At 34.7% G+C, this 21,745-nt stretch carries 22 protein-coding genes; 8 read left to right on the top strand and 14 right to left on the bottom strand.

What is annotated here, in order from left to right:
- Positions 1 to 26 precede the first annotated feature (26 nt).
- The 4 genes from CDZ92_RS02685 to CDZ92_RS02670 form a co-directional block, all read right to left on the bottom strand.
- Complete coding sequence (locus CDZ92_RS02685; protein ID WP_096153413.1) at positions 27 to 1,931, bottom strand: LTA synthase family protein; 1,905 nt, start codon at positions 1,929 to 1,931, stop codon at positions 27 to 29.
- Positions 1,932 to 2,333: 402 nt separating this feature from the next.
- Positions 2,334 to 3,296, bottom strand: coding sequence for an ROK family glucokinase (locus tag CDZ92_RS02680; RefSeq protein ID WP_096153412.1), 963 nt, complete (start codon positions 3,294 to 3,296; stop codon positions 2,334 to 2,336).
- A 21-nt stretch (positions 3,297 to 3,317) separates the two neighbouring features.
- Positions 3,318 to 3,509: a YqgQ family protein gene (locus CDZ92_RS02675; protein ID WP_096153411.1), complete on the bottom strand. Its 192-nt coding sequence runs from the start codon at positions 3,507 to 3,509 to the stop codon at positions 3,318 to 3,320.
- A gap of 221 nt (positions 3,510 to 3,730) precedes the next feature.
- Positions 3,731 to 5,167: a spore germination protein gene (locus tag CDZ92_RS02670; protein ID WP_096156885.1), complete on the bottom strand. Its 1,437-nt coding sequence runs from the start codon at positions 5,165 to 5,167 to the stop codon at positions 3,731 to 3,733.
- 606 nt (positions 5,168 to 5,773) lie between these two features.
- Here CDZ92_RS02670 and CDZ92_RS02665 point away from each other — a divergent pair.
- Positions 5,774 to 6,643 carry a hypothetical protein gene (locus CDZ92_RS02665; RefSeq protein WP_096153410.1) on the top strand — a complete coding sequence of 290 codons (870 nt, stop codon included), beginning with the start codon at positions 5,774 to 5,776 and terminating at the stop codon, positions 6,641 to 6,643.
- On the opposite strand, the gene CDZ92_RS02660 is transcribed toward CDZ92_RS02665, so the two are convergent.
- From CDZ92_RS02660 to CDZ92_RS02640, 5 genes are all read right to left on the bottom strand, one after another.
- On the bottom strand, positions 6,618 to 8,141 hold the full coding sequence (locus CDZ92_RS02660; RefSeq protein WP_096153409.1) for a rhomboid family protein: 1,524 nt from the start codon (positions 8,139 to 8,141) through the stop codon (positions 6,618 to 6,620). The two genes, CDZ92_RS02665 and CDZ92_RS02660, sit on opposite strands and share 26 nt — an antisense overlap.
- 306 nt (positions 8,142 to 8,447) lie before the next feature.
- Positions 8,448 to 8,633, bottom strand: coding sequence for a sodium:proton antiporter (locus tag CDZ92_RS02655; RefSeq protein WP_096153408.1), 186 nt, complete (start codon positions 8,631 to 8,633; stop codon positions 8,448 to 8,450).
- A 292-nt stretch (positions 8,634 to 8,925) separates the two neighbouring features.
- Complete coding sequence (locus CDZ92_RS02650; protein WP_096153407.1) at positions 8,926 to 9,873, bottom strand: L-lactate dehydrogenase; 948 nt, start codon at positions 9,871 to 9,873, stop codon at positions 8,926 to 8,928.
- A 97-nt stretch (positions 9,874 to 9,970) separates the two neighbouring features.
- Complete coding sequence (locus tag CDZ92_RS02645) at positions 9,971 to 10,756, bottom strand: DUF92 domain-containing protein (protein ID WP_096153406.1); 786 nt, start codon at positions 10,754 to 10,756, stop codon at positions 9,971 to 9,973.
- Positions 10,750 to 11,316 carry a 5-formyltetrahydrofolate cyclo-ligase gene (locus CDZ92_RS02640; protein ID WP_176483694.1) on the bottom strand — a complete coding sequence of 189 codons (567 nt, stop codon included), beginning with the start codon at positions 11,314 to 11,316 and terminating at the stop codon, positions 10,750 to 10,752. The genes CDZ92_RS02645 and CDZ92_RS02640 overlap by 7 nt, the downstream gene beginning before the upstream one ends.
- A gap of 430 nt (positions 11,317 to 11,746) precedes the next feature.
- Here CDZ92_RS02640 and rpmG point away from each other — a divergent pair, with 430 nt between their 5' ends.
- Entirely contained in the window at positions 11,747 to 11,896 is a 150-nt protein-coding gene (gene rpmG / locus CDZ92_RS02635; protein WP_096153405.1) for a 50S ribosomal protein L33, read from the top strand.
- A gap of 20 nt (positions 11,897 to 11,916) precedes the next feature.
- Here rpmG and CDZ92_RS02630 read toward each other — a convergent pair whose 3' ends face one another.
- From CDZ92_RS02630 to CDZ92_RS02620, 3 genes are read right to left on the bottom strand one after another with little or no spacing between them, the layout of a single operon-like run.
- A complete protein-coding gene (locus tag CDZ92_RS02630; RefSeq protein WP_176483693.1) occupies positions 11,917 to 12,714 on the bottom strand; it encodes a nucleotidyltransferase family protein in 798 nt (265 codons plus the stop codon).
- A gap of 17 nt (positions 12,715 to 12,731) precedes the next feature.
- Positions 12,732 to 13,928 carry a glycosyltransferase family 4 protein gene (locus tag CDZ92_RS02625; RefSeq protein WP_176483692.1) on the bottom strand — a complete coding sequence of 399 codons (1,197 nt, stop codon included), beginning with the start codon at positions 13,926 to 13,928 and terminating at the stop codon, positions 12,732 to 12,734.
- Between the two features lies 1 nt (position 13,929).
- Positions 13,930 to 14,406: a hypothetical protein gene (locus tag CDZ92_RS02620; protein ID WP_096153402.1), complete on the bottom strand. Its 477-nt coding sequence runs from the start codon at positions 14,404 to 14,406 to the stop codon at positions 13,930 to 13,932.
- A gap of 152 nt (positions 14,407 to 14,558) precedes the next feature.
- On the opposite strand from CDZ92_RS02620, the gene CDZ92_RS02615 reads away from it, so the two are divergent.
- The gene (locus CDZ92_RS02615; protein WP_096153401.1) at positions 14,559 to 14,942 is read left to right on the top strand and encodes a hypothetical protein; all 384 of its coding nucleotides are present in this window, start codon (positions 14,559 to 14,561) and stop codon (positions 14,940 to 14,942) included.
- A complete protein-coding gene (locus tag CDZ92_RS19805; RefSeq protein WP_096153400.1) occupies positions 14,939 to 15,427 on the top strand; it encodes an endolytic transglycosylase MltG in 489 nt (162 codons plus the stop codon). The genes CDZ92_RS02615 and CDZ92_RS19805 overlap by 4 nt, the downstream gene beginning before the upstream one ends.
- Positions 15,428 to 15,480: 53 nt before the next feature.
- Here the strand turns inward: CDZ92_RS19805 and CDZ92_RS02605 are convergent, their stop codons facing one another.
- Positions 15,481 to 17,595, bottom strand: coding sequence for a heavy metal translocating P-type ATPase (locus tag CDZ92_RS02605; RefSeq protein ID WP_096153399.1), 2,115 nt, complete (start codon positions 17,593 to 17,595; stop codon positions 15,481 to 15,483).
- The gene (locus tag CDZ92_RS02600; protein ID WP_096153398.1) at positions 17,585 to 17,959 is read right to left on the bottom strand and encodes an ArsR/SmtB family transcription factor; all 375 of its coding nucleotides are present in this window, start codon (positions 17,957 to 17,959) and stop codon (positions 17,585 to 17,587) included. Before CDZ92_RS02600 ends, CDZ92_RS02605 begins: the two co-directional genes overlap by 11 nt.
- Positions 17,960 to 18,133: 174 nt before the next feature.
- Here CDZ92_RS02600 and CDZ92_RS02595 point away from each other — a divergent pair, with 174 nt between their 5' ends.
- From CDZ92_RS02595 to CDZ92_RS02580, 4 genes are all read left to right on the top strand, one after another.
- Positions 18,134 to 19,582 (top strand): SulP family inorganic anion transporter, encoded by a 1,449-nt coding sequence (locus tag CDZ92_RS02595; RefSeq protein WP_096153397.1) that lies wholly within the window; start codon positions 18,134 to 18,136, stop codon positions 19,580 to 19,582.
- Positions 19,583 to 19,603: 21 nt separating this feature from the next.
- Entirely contained in the window at positions 19,604 to 20,023 is a 420-nt protein-coding gene (locus CDZ92_RS02590; protein WP_096153396.1) for a universal stress protein, read from the top strand.
- A 278-nt stretch (positions 20,024 to 20,301) separates the two neighbouring features.
- Positions 20,302 to 20,484 (top strand): helix-turn-helix domain-containing protein, encoded by a 183-nt coding sequence (locus CDZ92_RS02585; RefSeq protein WP_096153395.1) that lies wholly within the window; start codon positions 20,302 to 20,304, stop codon positions 20,482 to 20,484.
- Between the two features lie 31 nt (positions 20,485 to 20,515).
- The gene (locus CDZ92_RS02580) at positions 20,516 to 21,127 is read left to right on the top strand and encodes a class I SAM-dependent methyltransferase (protein ID WP_096153394.1); all 612 of its coding nucleotides are present in this window, start codon (positions 20,516 to 20,518) and stop codon (positions 21,125 to 21,127) included.
- Positions 21,128 to 21,745: the final 618 nt, after the last annotated feature.

Below are 21,745 nucleotides of genomic sequence, written 5' to 3'. Positions count from 1 at the left end.
CGAGGAAATGGGGTTCAATACTAATATTAATCAGCAATTACTTCATTCTCATGAGCATCCATAAGGATGGTTGTTCCGTCAAAGAAACGAAGTAAGTCACCGTATATAATTTTGTCTGAGTAGCTTAATTCTTGTTTTACTCTATCTTTATATGGTTCACATGATTCTTCATCTGTTTCTTCTTCCGTGCTCTTATCGTAACAAATACCTTTAGAGTATATTAACTCTTCCGTAATGAAGCTACCGTCACGGAACACAATAAACTCACTACGATCTTTCGCTAATAAATCTTCACCGAATTGTATATCATGTTTTGTTTCCATACCGAGTAAATGTTTTATAGTTGGTTTTAAATCAATTTGAGCTGCAACTGTATCAAATTGCTTCGCATCTACATCCGTTACACCTGGAATGTGAATGAACATTGGTACTTGTTGTAATTGTGCTACCTCAAATGGACGGATTTCTTTATCCAAGTATTTGCTCATTGCATCATTATGGTTTTCAGAGATTCCATAATGATCACCATAAATAATTATCAAGGAGTCTTCATATAGACCCGCTTCTTTTAACTCGTTAAAGAACTCTTTTATAGCTTCATCCATATAACGTACTGTTGGAAAATAACGATTTAACGTTCTACTATTCGAATCAAATTCATCCACAAAACGATCTTCTTCGTCTAAAACAAACGGGAAGTGATTTGTAAGGGATATGAATTTCGCATAAAATGGTTGCTGTAACTCTTTCATATAAGGAATAGATTGCTTAAAGAAATCTATATCTTTCAAACCCCAACCAACTGAATTTTCTTCATTTACATCGTAATCATTAATTTCATAGAAATGCTCATACCCTAATGATCGGTACATAACATCACGATTCCAGAAACTTTGATTATTTGCATGGAATGTTACAGGGAAGTATCCTTTTTCTTTAATTTCATTAGGTGTAGCTGTGTGGTAATCATTTGTTGCGTGCGTAAAGAATACGGCACCGCGTCCTAATGGATATAAAGAATTATCTAACAAGAACTCTGAATCGGAAGTTTTACCTTGTGCAGTTTGGTGATAAAAATTTTCAAAATAATAACTTGAATTTTTCAGATCATTTAAAAAAGGTGTAATTGGTTGACCATTAATTTCGTTATCTATAACAAAACTTTGTACAGATTCCATTTTGACAATAATTACATTTTTACCTTCTGCAATACCATAATAATCAGGATTAGGTTGTTTATATTTAGCATTAATATAGTTTTGAATTTCTACTAATTCACTACCATCTGCAAGTGCACGCTGTGCTTTTGTCTTAGTTTGTAATAATGCATCATATACGTGATAGTTGTATGTTCCTAAATTCTTTACTAAGATTTCGCGGTCAAACGTTCTTGTTAATAATTGCGGGCGTTCTGTTTCTGCTAAACCTAAGTTAAATAAGAAAACACCTACAATCGATAAGAAATACATTTTTCGAACTTTTGGTCTCCAAGTAGTTAATGTAACAAACTTAGGAGTCCATTTAGCGAGTGCGATTAAGATCACTACATCAATAAACATTAATAGGTCAATCGGCTTCATTAATTCTGTTACACTACTTCCAAGGTCAGCCATGTTGCTAGTCTGGAATAATAACGGAATCGTAATAAAGTCGTTAAAGAACCTGTAATACACTGCATTTGCGTATAAAACGAACGTTACAATAAAGCTTGTAATAATAATATAACGCTTTGCGGACTTTTCACTCATAAATAGTGCTAATCCTAAGATTAATAAAATAAAGCTTAACGGATTAATAAACAAGATAAATTCCTGTTTTATAGATTCAATTGCAATATCAAAGCTTACTTTATATACAAAATAGGTTTTTATCCATAACAGCATTACAGCTATTAGGATGAATGGAATATTCGTTTTTATATTTTTATTCATGTATGTTAAACCTCCCTTTAAAAAACGAAAAGAACACGTCTACTCACCCACTACCAAATATTAGGATGAAGAAAAAATAGACATAACGTATCTTAAAACTTTTTTCACAAAAAATCAATGGTAAATTCATAACAAAAAAGTATAATGATATAATTTCCTATTAATCTTTCATATATACATAGACGAATGGCGCGAAAAAAAGTTTCAAAGAATATTAATGTTTAAATTTTCAGAAAATAATACAATATTTTACTATTACATATTAATTCGTTTTGTGTACTATATTTTTGACCATATTTCCACAATTAAAAAGAGAAACTTCAGTTAATCGCCGAAGTTTCTTCTCCAATTTCATGCGCTACGGGTATTTACCCAATTTCTATAAATACAAAACGCTACGTATTATTTTATTTTTGTTTTAGCTAAATAAGCTGCTCCTATAACTCCAGCGTCGTTACCAAGTGTCGCTAACGCAACTTGAACTCCTACTTTCGTACGCGGGAATAAATGTTTTTCAAAATGTTTTATTACTGGATTTAAAATAGTATCTCCAGCTCGAGAAACTCCTCCACCGATGACAATTTTTTCTGGATTTAATGCGTTAGCTAAGTTAGCTAATGCCAATCCTAGATGACTTGCAATATGGTCAATAACACTTTGAGCGATTGGCTCATTTTCTTTTGCTAATTCGAATATTAGTTTTGCTGATAGTCCTTTATTGGAAGCTTCCTCTGCTAGACGGGATGTTGGATTTGCTTCGATGTTTTCTTTGGCAATACGAACTATTCCTGTTGCGGAAGCTACTGTTTCTAAACAACCTGTTTTTCCACAATTACATGGTGCTCCACCTTCAGCTGTTACCGCAATATGTCCAATCTCTCCACCTGCACCGTTTATTCCATGAACGACTTCACCATTACTTATAATCCCGCCTCCAACTCCAGTTCCCAGTGTTACACAAATTAAGTCTTTGGAGCCGTCACCAGCACCTTTCCACATTTCACCGATTGCAGCTAAGTTTGCATCATTGTCTACTACAACTGGAAGTCCTGTTTCTACTTCTAGTAAATCTTGTAAAGGGTAATCTTTCCAACCTAAGTTTACAGCTTCATAAATTAAACCGGTACTCATGTTGACAGGACCAGGTGCTCCCATTCCAATCGCTTGTAATCTTTTTTTCGATTCATTTAACTCATCTAATTTTTTATCTAGTGCTTTGGCTATGTCTGTAGTTATATGTTTTCCTGCTTCACTGATGTTTGTGGGGATTTCCCATTTATGTACGATTTCTCCGTATTGACTAATAAAAGCCATCTTTATTGTAGTTCCACCTAAATCTACGCCTACTAACCATTTCTTTTCCATTTGTGTAATCACCTATTCTTTTTATGTATGTTTTGCTAGTTCACTTCTAATAATGATCATTGCTGATTGAAAGTCGGAGGCATCTAAGACGTTAGAGCGATATAGTTCTCTTATTTCGTCTTCCATTAATTCGAGATCTGCTTTTTTATCGCCAATATATATAAAAGCTCCATATTTAGTCAACAGCTTCCTGACATCAACGATTGATTTCATAGTGTCCACCCTTATTTAAGAAGAAATAATTTCTATTATAGTATAAAGGATTACAAAGACAAATCAAGTGAAGCTTTTATGAAATGATCTTGTTTGTGAAACTGTTAAAATTTGATAAAATCCGCTCGCTTTCCGCGGACGAACCTAAATAACCATCTTGTTTGTCAATTTCACATAAAGAAAAGCCGTTAATCTGGAATAACGGCTTTTCTGATAGTATATTATCGATCTGGGTCTTCTGGGTGTAGGACTGTTGGGCGTTTGTGTTTTAATGGTATTGGTGAGCGTACAAGCACGTCTCGGAACGCATGGGAATCAAACGGTATGAACGGCCACAAATAAGGAATGGAGTAAGACTTCATTCTCGCTAAGAATATAATTAACACGACAAAACTAATTATTAATCCGTTTATTCCGAATAACGCCGTTACAATTAATAGTACTATCCTTACAAGCCTATTGGCTAAACTTAATTCATAACTAGGTGTAGAGAATGTACCGATGGCAGCAATTGCTAAGTAGAGAATAATCTCTGGGACAAACAACCCAACCGTAACAGCCACATCTCCAATCAAAATGGCCGCAACAAGTCCAAGTGCAGTGGCAAGTGCTGACGGGGTATGAATGGCGGCCATTCGAAGCATGTCCATACCGACTTCAATAATCATTATCTGTGCAAACAACGGAACAGTACCTTGTTCAGAAGGACCTATATAAGATAGTTGTTCTGGAAGTAACGAAGGGTTAATAGCAAATAAATACCATAATGGTAAAATAAATAAAGAAGACCATACGGCAATAAATCTTACAAATCTTAAATACGCACCAACCACTGGTTTATTTCGATACTCTTCAGCATGTTGTAAATGATGCCAAAAGGTAGTTGGCGCTATTATCACACTTGGGGATCCATCCACCATTACAAGTACATGCCCTTCAAACAAATGAGTTGCTGCAGTATCTGGTCTTTCCGTATACCTTACTGTTGGATAAGGATTCCAATGGCGTCCACCGACAAATTCATCTACTGTTTTTTCTCCCATCGGTAAACCATCTGTATCAATTTTCTTAATCGATTCTTTTATTTCTTCCACATTTGCATGATCTGCAATATCTTCTAAATAACATATACTAATATCCGTTTTGGACCTTCTTCCAACTTGCATATACTCCATTCGTAGCGAACTGTCACGAACTCTACGACGAACTAATGCACAGTTAAATACGAGCGTCTCTACAAAACCGTCTCGTGATCCACGTACAACTCTTTCCGTGTCTGGTTCTTCTGGTCCGCGTACAGGATATGTACGCGCGTCAATAATGACGACTTTACTTAATCCTTCAATTACCATTGCAGTTGGACCTGCTAACACTTGGTCTACTACTCTTTCTAAGTCATCTTCCTCGTCTAACTCCACATAAGGTATGTACTTTTTTAACAACTTTTCAAGAGGTTCTTCTTCTAGTTGTTCTGGAGTTAAATCAGATAAAAATTTCATGATAAAAAGCATCACTTCGTCTTTACCGAAGCCATCAACTAAAAATAAACCAACTTTACGCCCTGCGTAATACAAGTCTAAATAGATTAAGTCAAAACTTTTATCGACCGCGAGTCTTTCTTTTAGATACTCTACATCGCGTTCAAAATTTCCCGTCATTTTTCTAGTAGGCTTTTCCCATACCAAGATGGATTCCTCCCATTCGCTTCATCTCTCTCCATTTTTTGCTTTAAGGTGGAAAAACATACATCATATATGCAGATTGATGAACATATAATGGAAGACAAGCTTCAATTAACTTGTATTTACTTTACAATTTAAATAATACAAGAGTACTAAATGTTGATTTCAGCTGTAGGTGTTCGCTTTCCACGGGCGGTCGCGGGAGCCTCCTCGGCGCATCAGCGCCTGTGGGGTCTCCCTTGACGCGCTTTCCCGCGAGTCTCACACCTACAGCTGAAATCAACATTGGTCTCTATTAACAACGCTTAAATTCGAACTGAATTAAAGATTGTACTTTAATTATTTGATATTTGAGTCGGTTTCATAATGTATGACTACTATACGAAAAACGAATGATAGTATCGTATTTTTGTTTTATAACACCTTATTAAAACGAACATATTATCTTGTATTACACTAAAATATTCGTTTTACATTTAACGAACCGTAATTATGAAACTGATTAATTTATAAAGATTATTAAAGAATGTGCAATTTTTAATTTTTATCATCAATATTATTTTGAATGGAAGTGCATCATATATGCGTAAATCTAGCGTCATAATACTTATTAGTACTCTCTTTGTTTTCTACTTCATTTATTCAAATCAAGAGATTGTCGAGGAGAGTATTATTTTTTTTCCTATTGATTCTTCCGTTATTATTAAAGAGGCTTCAACAAAGTTTTCGTTAATGGATGAGAAAGATAATGATGAATATATCGTGAATTGGGAAGTCACTTCGTCGTCTTCCATACCCGTATACTTGCGACAAGATATATCTTTGTTATTTGCAGATGGAAGATTAAAAGCTATTTTGTCTGATTGGAAGGATGAAAAACAGGGGTTAAGTCAATACGCTTCCATTCACGGAGAAGACAGTAGCTTCTTTCAATCTATTTCGTTTCACCACGCGGAAATTCATTATGATGAAGATAAAATCACAAGCGCCCAATCCATGAGTAGTGATTATTTATATGTCATCGATTCATCCTTTTCTCCATTGCAAGCGTTTAAAGAACCTGAAAACAATGAGCAAAAAGAGTGGCAGCAAGTGTTAAATAAAGTGACCGAACAACAATTAATGTTTTCTTGGAACAAAGCAATTGATTATTTTAACATTGAGAGAAATAAATATGATGCCATTTCATTACTACAATTACAAGAATATAACAAAAAAGCTTTCCCTACCTTTACGTATGAAAAAACGCAAGAGATCATCGGAAAGCTTTGGGAAGGATTATATAAAGAATATTTTTTAGGAGTAAAAACGTATAATGGCCAGATTGTCCCCCCGATTGGGAGTTCCATTCCGTTATTACTGTTTTCTACTGATAAAACGCACGTCTTCATTGTATTTGAAACAGCTGAAGGAACACCGGTCCAACTTATTCAGAAGATTTCTTACGATTAATCTCATCTCTTAACTTTACGTAAGAATCTTCCTGCTTTATGTTTATGGCACGTTCCACGGATTCTAAAGCGAGTTCTAACTCATTTAACTCTATATATAGGATGGCTAAGTTAAAATGCGCCTCATGAAAGTTTGGTTCCATTTCTGTTACTTTTATGAGGTGCTTTTGTGCACTCTCTAATTCACCCATTTTTATCTCAACATACGACAGATAAAAGTATACTTCTGCAGGAGCATCCTCATTTGAGGCTATTGGATATAGAATACTATAAGCGTCCTGGAAGTTTTCTTCTTCCATTAATTGTTGTGCTTTTACTAAAGCAACTTGTGGATCGTTTTCATTTTTGGCATAGCCGTATTCCAAAAATGGAAAAATAATAGCCAGGGAAATAACGAGTGTCGCAAGGCGTAACAACCATAATTTCTGTTTTGGTAAGGCAATGATAGTTGCTGCAAGGAAACCTCCTATTAATCCACCGATATGACCTGCATTATCAATACCAGGAATAACAAATCCAAGTGAAATATTAATCCCAATTAATACTAATATATTCGTCCCCATCGTTCTAAAAAACAATTTAGGATGAGAGATTCCTACGTATAATAAAGCTCCAAAACAGCCGAAAATCGCCCCCGAAGCCCCCGCTGAAATGCTAGGGGTAAAAACAAAGCTAGCAACTGTACCGGTAAATCCTGCAAACAAATAAATAAATAAAAATCTTCCACTCCCATACATTCGTTCTACAGCAGTTCCTAAATAGTATAACGCCAACGTATTCATTAATAAATGGAAGATTCCAATATGCAAAATAATCGGGGTGAAAAACCTCCACCATTCCCCTTCTAATATAAGCGGATTATATTTTGCTCCATATTGAATAAGCGTTTCAATATTTTGACTACCGCCATTGGTTTCAAGTAAGTAAAAGAAAAACAGTTGTATCGCAATGAAAATATACGTATAAAATGGACGACCATGCTGGAATAATTCCTTTACTTTTCTTATTCGCTTTTGTGCGACAGAAATAACCGAATGTTTTAAATGCTCTAGAGCAAGTTCGTCTAACACCATCTCTTCTTGTATCGTAATTTGTTTATTGGTAAGTGTAGAAATAGATTTACAAGTCTGCTCGATGTTTAGGCTATGCACTATAACTGATGATAATGTTGTATTTTCGTATTTATATGGTTTATCCACTCTAAATTCCCAATCATCAACAGGAGGATATGTAGAAACATAAATAGATACAGTCGCTAACTTTCTTTTACGGAGTTGCTTTTGAAAATTATGCATTTTCACAGCAGTGTTTTCAATGTCACGTTGCAACCACATGCTCCAATCTAAATCCGTTCTTATTACTCTTACAATCGGTGCCTGTTTATTTTCAATAGCTTCTAGCCATATTTCTTTTTCATTTTCTGCTAAATGAATTAATCGATATTCATGCTGAATAACAAGTTGATGAATGATTCTCCAAAATACGGTATCCATCTTCATGATGAGACACCCCCTTATCTTCTCTCCCAATGATTCGGTATCCGAGTCCGTTTCATAATGTACGACTACTAAACGAGAAACGAATAATAGCATCGTATTCTGTATTTATACACCTTAATAAACGAACATATTATTTTGTATATCACTAATATTCGTTTTTCATTAAACGAACCGTAATTATGAAATTGATTCATCTACTATCATTTTAGTTTCTTCTTCTTATAAAGTAAAAAAATAAGCGTAAAAATAAAAGCTAACTTCTCACATTATATGGAGGAAGTTAGCTTTTTAAACCAGTATTCACTTTTATTGCCCACGAAATACAGACTGCATTAGTCTATCCCGTACAAATGGAATGTCCATCCCGAACTGAACTGCATATCGGCGTATGCTACTAATTCCGAGAAGGTAGTTTAAAATTTTATAACGGTTTTGATAGGCAGCATAAATAGCAAGTACAAAAAAGACCATTTTTGTCATTGAACTAATCATATTGTAATCCCTCCTACACATTAGGTTGCTACAAATAGAAAAAAACATGCTTAAATCTGCATGTTTTTTATAACTATTTAAAAACCGCTGTTGATTTCCGCGCAAGACTTCGCTTTCCGCGGGCGGGCCGGGAGCCTCCTCGGCGCTTGCGCCTGTGGGGTCTCCCGCTCCCCGCTTTTCCCGCAGGAGTCTCAGTCTTGCACGAAAATCAACAGCTATTTTAGTAATTAATGATAATCATCATCTTTAACACATATTTTCATAACAAGTTATATAAAGCATACTTTAATTTTTAGAAATTAATTTTATTTTTAATGTCAGTTAAGACTTGAACTGAGTGTTTGAATTGCTCTTTTTCTTTTTCGCATAAATCAAGTTCTACAATTTCACGTATGCCGTTTCTATTAACGATAGCTGGTACTCCAATGTAGATGTCTTCGCTATCATATTGCCCCTCTAGATAGGCGGATACAGTTAAGATAGAATTTTCATTTTGTAAAATCGCTTTTGTTAATCGAACGAGACCCATGGCAATGCCGTAATAAGTCGCGCCTTTTCTTTCGATAATATGGTAAGCGGCATCACGAACATTTACAAAGATTTCTTCTAAATCTTCTTCTTTATAACCTTCTTTTTCTGCCATCATGTCTAAAATTGGTTTTCCACCAATATCCGCTCTACTCCATACCGGTAACTCTGTATCTCCATGTTCTCCAATAATGTATGCATGCACATTTCTCGCATCCACTTGGAAGTAGTCACCTAGCAAATAACGGAATCTTGCAGTATCTAGAATGGTACCAGATCCGATGACTCTTTCTTTTGGTAAGCTAGAATATTTCCATGTTACATAAGTTAAAATGTCAACTGGGTTCGTCGCTACTAAGAAAATACCGTCAAAACCATTTCCCATTACTTGTTCGACAATGCTTTTGAAAATTTTAGTGTTTTTTTCTACTAAATCAAGTCTTGTTTCACCTGGCTTTTGATTTGCACCTGCACTTATTACAACGATATCTGCATCTTTGCAGTCTGTATAATCACCATACCAAATTTTCGTAGGTGCAGGAGAGAATGCAATACCATGATTTAAATCCATTGCATCTCCTTCTGATTTTTCTTTATTTAAATCTATTAATACAAGTTCTTCTGTTACACCTTGATTTAATAATGCAAAAGCATAACTTGAACCTACAAATCCAGTTCCTATAAGTACTACACGATTGATTCCATTTGCCATTATAACCGCCTCTTTCACTAATAATTTTATCTATGACTTTATTATACTAAAAAAGATTGTGAAGTACTGAACAAATTAAAGCGATTTTGTTACATTTTCAAAACAGCATTTTCCAACCCAGCATAGATACTGTTGTTGCTAGGATGATCGCCATTACATTTACCAAATCATTGTTTACTATTCGTATGCCTTTTGTTAATACCGTACTTTCTTTACAATGTTCTGTAAGTTCTGTTGTTTGCCCACACTTTTTGCACGTATATTGTGCTTGAACAGTAGCACCTACTATCGTATCCAGAAAACAACCTACCATTCCAAACAACGTAATCCACCCTGCCATTATATAACCCACCTCAAAAAGTAAAAGGCCAATAATTGCAATAAATAATGAACCAAGAAAACTGGCAATTGTTCCTAGATTCGATACCGCACCTGATGTTCCTGCTTCTACTTTTCTTAAAGTGAGAATATGTATCGGTTTCGCTTTGCTAAAAGGCCCTATTTCAGAAGCCCAAGTATCCGAATTCGCTACAGCGATAGCTGTTATAAAACCGACTAAAATCCATTCATGTGGGTACAGATAATAAACCAAACTTAAACTAGCCGGTATTGCGCCGTTTGCAAAGACTTGAATGATATCTCGTCTACTACCTTTTTGAATAATTCCGGATGTTTTTTGCTTCTTTTTGATTTTGCTCCATAGACTTGAGCTTGCAAAAAAAGCACCAATGAGTAACAGCCCTTCTCCTTTAAATCCTAATGAAATGAAGCAACCAACGATAATGGTTCCGATAGCTCCTGAAAAACTTAATGCTTTTAATAAATATCCTATAACAGCAACGAAAACAATACCAGAGATCATAAGGATTGGATTACTTAACACGTAAGAACACCTTCGTTCGTAATAATTGCTTCCACTGGAATATCAAAGCTTTCTCTTGGAACTTCTTCGTTAACTTGAGTATAAAATGCTAAAGAGATTTTTCGGCCGTGGAATTTTTGTAGATAACGATCAAAATATCCACCACCAAAACCAATGCGGTAACCTTCTTTATCAAAAATAAGACCTGGTACGATTATTAAATCTATTTCTGATGGCGGTACATATTTTGTTTTACTCACTATCGGTTCTCTTAGTCCAAAATAAACTACTTCTAATTCGTGAAAGCTTACAATTTCATAGAAGTCCATCGTACTAGATGTTGGATTACATTTAGGCACTGCAATTTTCTTTCCTTCGTTCCAAGCTTTTTCGATAATCTCATCTGTACGCACTTCTGGAAATCGTGATACCGTAATTCCGATAGTTTTAGCATCTTGCCACTGTTTTGTTTCAAAAAGGTGTTTTTGTATGTATGTAGACATATTTGTATGTTCTTGCTCTGTGTAACATTTGAGCTTTGCTTTCATTTCTTTTCTAAGTTTATTTTTTATCTCTTTCATGTTATTCTCCTTTTATTTAACATTTAATACTATAATAGTATCGTTTTTATTAGGAGAGCATCAACCATAATGCTGTATGTTTGATTGATTAAACCTTTAACAGGATGCTATGTTAAAGTTCGCTGTTGATTTCCGTGCAAGGCTTCGCTTTCCGCGGGCGGTAAAAAGGAAGGTTATTTTCACTGTCGTGAAAAAACTTACTCCTCGGCGCAAGCGCCTGTGTGGTCTCCCGCACCCCGCTTCTCCCGCAGGAGTCTCAGCCTTGCACGGAAATCAACAAGTACAAGTATTTATAAATCACCACTAAGCTTTGACATAGCTTAACAGGAAAGAAATATAATTCTCCTGAAAAAATGACTGGTATTTCTTTTAGATAAGTGATATTATAGTAAAGTCTGAATAGAAGCTTGAAAAGTTTGGAGGGATAAAGATGCGTGTACAAGTAACTTTAGCTTGCACTGAGAGTGGTGACCGTAACTACATCACTACTAAAAATAAACGTAACAACCCAGATCGTCTTGAGCTTAAGAAATATAGCCCAAGATTAAAAAAGGTAACAGTTCACCGTGAAACAAAGTAAGCAGTAGGTCTTCCTACTGCTTATTTTATTTCTTTTTTCTTTTGCTTTTTCTTCATAATCATCTTCCATAAACGCGTTGAAAACATTTGTCCTTCATTCTCTATCACACTAACTTTATTTTGCTTTAGATCTTCCTTTGCCTGTTCGTATTGAGCATGATTGCCTATATCTATCCAATACCCTTCTGCTAAATAACCGATGATTTTACTCCCATTTTGTAAAAGAATAGGTAATATATCTTTGCTGAAATCGACCGCTTCTTTATTTGGAAAGTAAGAAAATATTTTCGGATTTACTACGTATATTCCTGTATTGACTATATTACTAAAAACCTCATTACTTTTTGGTTTTTCTTTAAACGCAATGATTTCACCATCTGCATTTACTTTCATAATTCCGTAGTAAGTTGGATATTTCGTTTTAGCCATAAAGATTGTCATTAATGCGTCGTGCTTCTCGTGAAAATCAATTCCCTTTTGTAAATTAAAATCAGTTAATGCATCTCCACTAATGACTAAGAACGTATCTTCTAAAAATATTTTAGCAAATTTAACACAACCTGCTGTTCCAAGTGGCTCTATTTCTTCCACATACGTAATGTGTACTCCCCATTTTGAACCATCACCGAAATAATTTTTAATTTTCTCACTTAAATAGCAAATTGTTACAATAATTTCTGTTATTCCATGTTTTTTTAATAGTTCAATACTATACTCCATAACAGGTTTATTTTGTAATGGCACTAATGGTTTCGGTGTTGTTTCTGTTAACGGTAATAGCCTCGTACCAAGCCCTCCTGCTAAAATAACCGCCTTCACATTCACCTACCCCCATTTTAACGTAATACATGATTATATACACTTTTTGTTAATGTTATCACCCGTTTCCAACTATAGTGTATTCTAACTTTTTCATACGCATGCTCCCCAAATGTGGCAGATTCTTGTTCATTATGTAAAATACGACTTATGGCCTGAGCGAGTTCATTTCGGTTTGTACATTCTACTAGGAGTCCGTCATGCTCATGTTTAATGATTGATTTTAATCCACCAATAGAGGCAGCAATGACCGGTTTACGTTCTTTCATCGCTTCAATCGCAACAATTCCAAACGGTTCATATAAACTAGGTATAACAACTACATCACTACTTTGTATCAATGCTTTCTTCTCAGCACTTTTCACGTACCCTACAAATAGAAAGGATGACTCTAAACCTAGTCTTTTTACTTGTTTTTCAAGATTTTTTTTTATTGGACCTACTCCTGCTAAAACAAATAACACATCTTCTATTTGATTGGATACAATTGCTGCAGCTTGTACAAGATGTTGAAAACCTTTTTCTGGAACCAACCTTCCTATTGCTAAGACTACTTTCTTCTTTTCTAAATATGATGGATTACTAGAAGAACGGTTTTGTTCTTCTATTTGTATCCCATTAGGAATAATAGTTGTTTTTCCCTTAACATCCTCTATAAAACACACTTCATCGAACATACCTTTACTGCAAACAATTATCTTGTCAGACTTTTTCAATAGTAAACTTTCTATCTCGTAAATTTTATGTTGAATATCTCCAATAAATCCATTTACTTTACTACGACCATATTCTGTCGAATGGATGGTTGTAATTAATGGTACATTACACTCTACCTTCAATGTTATGGCTGCATATCCAACGAGCCAATCGTGAGCGTGTATTAATTGAAAGCTATGCTCACTATGTAACTCTAACACCTTTTCCACAATAGCTATATTCACTTGACCAATCCATTCTATTAAATGTTCACTTTCATTATTAATAGTGTCAACTCGATGAACATGGACTTCTTTATACAGTTGATAGGATGGCGCACCCAGTATATTTGGTGTGATGACATGCACTACGTAATCTTTTGCTAAAAAACTACTTAGTCCTTCTACATGTGTTCCAAGCCCTCCTTCCATGTTTGGAGGGTACTCTGAAGATAGGATTAGAATCTTTCTTTTTTGTTCATAGGAAGGTTGTAACATAGTGGTAATTGTTGAACTCATATTAATCATCCTCATTAGAGATGTTATAGTAGGTATAGGTAGAAAAGTTATTTCGCCAATTGCTGCTTTTTTCATTTGTGATCCAGTTTAAAGTTGGGGTATTAGATTTGGTTTTGTTTTGCATTGAAATAATTATTGATTTTTCAATTGGAAGGAAACATTCATTATCAGTGAAGAGAAGTTCTACTATGTATTGTTCGTTATCTTCTACTTCGACATCGATTTCTTTTTCATCCATGTTCATTCGTTTTTGCAAATACGAAACATACTTGTATGGAGGCTTATTATCTGTTTTATAAACCCTCACAATACTAGTTAGAGAATCTAATGGACGATTAAAGAAGGTTTCTAAATATGTAAATTTCCATAACGGTAAATCCCATGAAATATGTAATGTTGGAAAGTGCTCTGAAGTACGTATAGCAACATGATTCATTTGTCTATTACCTACCTTTCCTTCCAATCGTATCACTTGCATATCTTCTTTCTCAACAAAAGGTTTTGTCGGAACTTGTCTTTTCGTGTAAAATAATTATGGTTGTACAGACAAAAATAGAAACCCGAGTTCGAATAGTATGGATGGTAATAAGTGTACTTATAGTTTATTAAATTTTTTTATGAGGTGACCACATGTTATTTGCTAGTATCTTTTTAGTTATCGCTTCTCTAGTAATTATTGGTCTATCTTTCTTACAAAAAGATAGAGTAAAAGATTTAGAGGAAGAGTTCGAACAATTATCTATGGACGTTGTTCAAGATAAGTACAAGATTGAAAGAAGAATGAAAGTATTAGAAGAGGAATTACTTGTTGGGCCAACATCAAAAATGACAGTCAAAAAAGCATCCAAACCTTCTGTTGAAAAAAGTGAAAATGTAAGTGATGAAGAGATTATTATTTCTTTATTTCATAAAGGTTATAAGGCAGAGCAAATAACACAATTTACTTCTATTCCGATGGATAAAGTAGAACGTGCCATCATGAAAGCTAAAATGAAAGGAAAACAAACGTCATGAAGACGACTTTCCGAGCATTAGCAGTTGGAATTCTTTTTGCAACCGGCGTAACTGGATGTGCTTACACTATTGAAGGAAAAAAAGAAGTAGCCCTAACAGAAGAACAAATTCAGTCTTATGTTGCAGAAAATAATCTTTTTTTGTTAACAAAAGAAGAATATGATAGTCTATTACCTTCTATGGAAGAAGAAAAGGTAGAAGAACAAGAGGCTGAAGTAGCTGAAGAATCTCCAAAGGATTCTGAAGAGCCGAAAGAAGAAGAAAAAGTAGAGGAAGAACCTAAAGTTTATACGTTTGAAATAAAAAGTGGTGTTCCTACTCAAATTGCTGCAGAACAACTAGAGTCAGACGGATTGATTGAGAGTGCAAAAGATTTTATTAAGTTTCTAGGAGATGCTGGATTAGAGAAGAAAGTACGTGCAGGAACTTATGAAATTCAAACAGGCATGTCTTACCGTGAAATTGCGGAAATCATTACAAGATAAAGATTAATATATTAAAGGCCGACATCTGAGCGTCGGCCTTTTTTGTGCCCCTATTATTTATTCTTAATCTTCAGCAACCTCAAACTATTTAACGTTACAAGAACCGTTGCACCCATATCCGCAAAAATGGCAATCCATAACGTTAACCAGCCAGGTATTACTAATAATAAAGCCAATATTTTTAGCCCTATTGAAAATGCGATATTTTGCTTAATAATTTGCAATGTTTTTTTGCTTAAACTAATGGCGTAAGGTAGTTTTTGTAGGTCGTCTGCCATTAATGCCACGTCTGCTGTTTCTAGTGCGGTATCAGTACCTGCTCCTCCCATTGCAACACCAATATCAGCGGCAGCTAATGCTGGAGCATCATTTATTCCATCCCCTACCATCGCAACGTGGTTATAGTTATCTCTTAGTTTTTTAACTAAACGTAGCTTTTGTTCAGGTAAAAGTTCAGCGTGTACTTCATCTACTCCGAGTTGATGCTTTATTACTTCAGCGGTTCGTTTATTGTCCCCTGTTAATAACACTGTTTTCTCTATACCAAATTCCTTTAGCTTTGATATTACATTTTTGCTTGAAGTTCTAACTTCGTCTCGCAGCGCAATAATTCCTTCTATTCTTTGAGGAGTCCCTGCAACCATTACCGTCTTTCCTTCATTTTGCAATTCCGTTATTCTATTGATATAAGAAGAGATTGTTGGGTGCTCACTTTCCATAAACCAATTAGGACTTCCAATATTATATTTCTCCCCGTTTATCGTTCCCGATACTCCTTTTCCAGGAATAGCGATGATGTTTTCTACGTCTAACGTTTTTGATTCACCCATCTTAATCTTTTCTATATGATTAACAATTGATTTTGCTAAAGGATGACTAGATCCTTTTTCAATAGCCATAACCTTTTTTAATAGTTCTTCATTAGAAGCTTCCAACTCTATAACATCTGTAACAACAGGAGTCCCCTTTGTTAATGTACCTGTTTTGTCAAAAGCGATCGCTCGAATGGCCCCTAATTGCTCTAGGTGAATCCCTCCTTTTATCAGCACTCCGTTTCTAGCTGCATTTCCGATTGCTGTAACGATGGAAATAGGTGTGGAAATAACTAGTGCACAAGGGCAACCTACAACAAGTACTGCTAAACCTTGATATATCCATGCTTCCCAAGATAAGCCAAAAAGTAGTGGTGGAATTACAGCCACTAAAAATGCAATTACCATTATTAAAGGTGTATAATACTTGGCAAATTTATCTACAAACGCTTGAGATGGAGCACGTTCCGCTTGAGCTTCCTCCACTAAATATATTATTTTAGAAAGCGTTGTATCTTCTACACGTTTTGTTACTTCCACTTCTATAAACCCATCTTCGTTAAGCGTTCCGGCATAAACGTCATCACCAATGGTTTTTGTTAATGGTATACTTTCCCCAGTAATCGCAGCGGTGTTTATAGCAGCAACCCCTCTTAAAATCTTTCCATCCATCGCAAGCTTCTCACCAGGTTTTACAATCATAATATCATTTACTTCAATTTCTTCTACAGAAACATATCGCTCTTCGTTATTACGTTTTATTAACGCTTTTTTAGGGGCAATATTCATTAAGGAACGAATAGATGATCTAGCTTTTTCCATTGAATACGTTTCTAGTGCTTCACTTATAGCAAACAAAATAACGACCGTCGCACCTTCTGCCCATTCCCCAATGATGGCTGCACCAATAATCGCTATTGTCATTAGCGTTTTCATATCGAATTGAAGCCTTGATAAGTTTTTCAGACCGATAAGAAACAATCTATATCCTCCAACAATAATCGTTACGGCGAATGCACTTATTGTCGCGTAATGGTCTTCACCCAATGTAAAGAAAAAATACCAACCAACAATTAAAGCTACAAATGATAACAAAACACGCCAATGCTTCTGATAAAGAGGAACTTTCTGTTCTTCTGAAACATTATGAGCTAACTCTGTTACTTTAATTTGATCAAACGCCCCTGCTTTTTCTAACTCTTTAATGGTCGTTTTTCCATAAACCGTAATTTTTGCCGCTCCGTAGTTTATTTTTGCCTCCTCGACGCCTGTAATCTCTTTTACATTTGTTTCAAATTTGGCTGCACAATTTGTGCATGTTAATCCTTGTAACCGATATTCTTTTTTATTTTCCACGTTCGGTCACTTCCTTTTGGTGTTCATAAGCAATTTCAATTAACTGTTTCACATGATCATCATCTAAAGAATAATAAACTAGCTTACCTTCTTTTCTGTATTTGGCTAAACCTAAATCTCTCAGAAGTCTTAGGTGGTGTGAGGCAGTCGCATTTGTCGAACCAACTATCTCTGCAACATCACACACACATAACTCTTCCCCTTTATATAATGCATAACTAATTTTCAACCTAGTTGGATCAGATAATGCACGGAAAAATTTAGCCACATCTATTGTTACTTTTTCATCTATTACTTTTTTTACCCTTTTAACTTTTTGTTCATTTATTATAGTTGTTTCACAAACTAAGTTTTTACTAACCATTTCAGCACCTCATTCAAACGTTCATTTGAATATTAGTTTATTACTCGTACAAGCTTTTGGTCAATCATTTAGCTTGTTTTTCACACATATTTATTAGTTGATTCACTTCCCTGTAATATCACTGAATATGAATTCCTACTTGACTAATAATAAAGATGAAAGGGGAAATACATCATGGAAAACACAAATTATTTTTCTTCTTGGTTTGGAAATATTAGAGGAGATATTATTGCAGGTATAGTTGTTGCATTAGCACTAATTCCAGAGGCAATTGCTTTTTCTATCATTGCAGGAGTAGATCCAATGGTAGGACTTTATGCTTCCTTTGTAATCGCTATTGTAATTGCCTTTATTGGTGGGCGACCTGGTATGATTTCAGGTGCAACTGGTGCTATGGCTTTATTGTTTATTCATTTAGTTGCAGAGCACGGATATCAGTACTTATTAGCTGCTACCATCTTAACTGGAGTTTTGCAAATTCTTTTTGGTATTTTCAAACTTGCTAAATATATGAAATTTATCCCTCGATCTGTCATGGTAGGATTCGTAAATGCATTAGCCATTTTAATATTTATGGCTCAACTAGATCATTTTGTTGGAGAAACATGGATTATGTTTGTTCTAGTTGCCTTAACATTAGCCATCATTTACTTGTTTCCTTATTTAAACAAAGCTATTCCTTCTACATTAGTTGCAATCGTAGTGGTGACGGTTATTGCTATCTTTGGGAATGTAGGGGTTAGAACGGTAGGAAGTATGGGTAGTATATCTAAAACGTTACCAACGTTCTTTTTACCTGATATTCCGTTAAACTTCCAAACATTAGAAATTATATTACCATATTCTTTAGCTCTAGCTTTAGTAGGTATATTAGAATCCCTTTTAACAGCCTCTATTGTGGATGATATGACGGATACAGGGAGTAACAAGAATATTGAGAGTAACGGACAGGGGGTAGCTAATATAATTACTGGCTTTTTTGGTGGAATGGCTGGTTGTGCGATGATTGGACAATCTATCATAAACGTAAGTTCCGGTGGACGTGGAAGATTATCATCTTTAGCCGCAGGTATATTTTTAATATTCCTTATCGTTGTTTTAGGGGACATTGTTGTCCAAATCCCAATGGCGGCATTAGCTGGAGTAATGATTATGGTTGCCATAAGTACCTTTGACTGGAATTCGGTAAAGACACTTCATTTATTACCAAAAACAGATGCAGTAGTTATGATAGTAACTGTACTTACCGTTGTCTTCACACACAACTTGGCTATCGGTGTATTCACAGGTATTTTGTTAAGTGCCATTTTCTTTGTATCCAAAATATCTAGAGTGGAAGTAGATAGTAAGCTTGTTGATCATAAAAGAAGATATATTGTGAGAGGACAATTATTTTTCGCATCTGTTACTGAACTTTTAACAAAGTTTGATTTTAAAGAAGAAATTAAGCAGGTGGAATTGAATTTAAGTCGAACTCATTTATGGGATGACTCTGCTGTAGCCGCCATTGACAAAATCGTTAATAAGTTTGAAGAAAGCGGAATAGCAGTTGAAGTCACAGGTTTAAATGATGATAGCTCAGAGCTTGTAAAAAAGCTAACCAATAAACTGAGCTCTCATTAAATACTTAGGAGGTGAAGGGGAATGTTCAAAAAAATATTACTCGCTTCAGACGGCTCGGAACATTCAAAAAGAGCTGCAGAAAAAGCAATCCAAGTAGCAACTTGTGATAAAAGCTCAACATTGGAAATAGTGTTTGTTTTAGATGGTGATCAAGCGAAGTCAAGTGTGCTACAAAATTGGAACTCCATTGAATTAGAAGAAACAAAAACGAAAAAAGTCGGTTGGATTGTCGAGCAAGCTAAGGCGGCGAATGTTACTTATTCAGTTAAAAGGTTGCACGGGGAACCTGGGCCGACAATAGTTAAGTATGCAAACGAACAAAATTTCGATTTAGTCGTTATCGGAAGTAGAGGCTTAAATACATTACAAGAATTTGTTTTGGGAAGTGTAAGTCATAAAGTAGCCAAACGCGCAAACTGTCCTGTTATGATTATAAAATAAACTAAAAAGTATCGTATCCCGAACTATCTTTTGGGAAACGATACTTTTTTGATTATAGCACATTTCTTTATATTTTCTTCCAAGGAGAACTCATTTTCTTTCCAATTGAAATGACCGGTGTAATGACTTCACTTTTTTTCTCGCTATAAAAACACATATCAGTATAATTAATTATAAATAATTATATTTAATTATAAAAGAAATGTCTATTTTATTAACTAATTGAATTTGTTATAATAATTATAGATTCATTTAAAAGGTTGGAGGAACATAAAGTAATGACCCAAGAGATTATGACCATCTCACAAGTAGCAGAATATTTGCAAATTAGCGAAATGACAACATACAAACTAGTGCAAGAAGGAAAAATTCCTGCCTTTAAAATTGGAAGACATTGGCGAGTTAAAAAAGATGACTTAATGGCTTTAATTGAAGAACTAAAAAACGGGAAAAAAATATAACTATAATACTACAAAAGCGGTGAATAAGAAATTGCTTGAACTAACAGATGAACGAGTAATCCCCGAGAAAATGAAACCAATGAATGGGTTACTATTAGAACATTTAGCTAGATACCAATTTAGTATTCCTCACCTTTATGGCCGTGTATTAGATTTTGCATGTGGTTCAGGTTATGGTACCCACATGATGGCCAAAGCAGCAAAAAAGAAAATTAGTGCAGTTGTTGGAGTAGACATAAATAAAGAAGTCATTGAATATGCCAAACATACGTATTACCACCCACTTTCTTCTTTTCAAATAGAGGATGTAGTGGACAAAAACCTCCCTGAAAAGCTCGGACTTTTCGATTGTATAATTAGTTTTGAAACCATTGAGCATGTTAAAGGAGAAGAACAATTTTTATCAAATGTGTATGCAATGTTAAAACCTGGAGGCACCCTTATCTTGTCCACTCCTTTCGGCCAAGGAAGAGGTAAACCATGTGGATCTAACTTTCATGTGCATCAATTAACAAGAGAAGAGTTCTTTGCATTATTTAATCATTATCAAAATGTACAATTTTTTTATCAAAAAGGTCCCTTAATTGTCCCGAAGGATAATAGTACAGACTATCCGCTTGGAATAGTCATTTGCAAAAAATAACCCCATCTGGCCTTGTTATTTCCTCGTTTAGGCCAGAGTTTACTTTATTAACATTTCTTAATACTTTCCCATAATCATAATAGTCTCTCATCTAAGAATTGGAAAGTCATTCAATTCGGAGGCGGTATTAACAATGAAAAAAACAAAAATGAACAAGGATGTTCAAAAATTAATTGTAAACAAAAGAAGTAGTGATGAACTTCGCATTGCTACGGTAAAAAAAAACAGACTTTATATCCGTTTTCAATAAAACGAATTGAAATATGAAATTTACTTAAATAATTTGCATTATTACATTCAAGATGAAAGGAGGAAATACATTGGCAATTAAAACAGTTTGTACTTCCTGTAAAGGAAAAGGCTATTCCAAACATCGAATATTTCCCCTCTTTACAAAAAAGTGTAGTACTTGTAAAGGTTCGGGTAGCCAAGTAGAGTTTTCTTTTAAGCTGCAAAAGGGGAAGAAAACAGGATAATAATTTATGCCACAATCTCATGTGATTGTGGCTTTTTTATATGTAAGTTTACACTTATAAAGGGAACTAAGAACAAGAGTTTTACAATAAAATTTATTCAATTTTTTAAACATGCATATTTTAGTAAATATATTAGAACCTT

It is taken from the genome of Bacillus sp. FJAT-45066 (assembly GCF_002335755.1).
In the GTDB taxonomy this organism is placed as follows: Bacteria; Bacillota; Bacilli; order Bacillales; family Bacillaceae_I; genus Bacillus_CD; species Bacillus_CD alkalisoli.
This window is presented reverse-complemented; position numbering and strand designations above follow the sequence as displayed.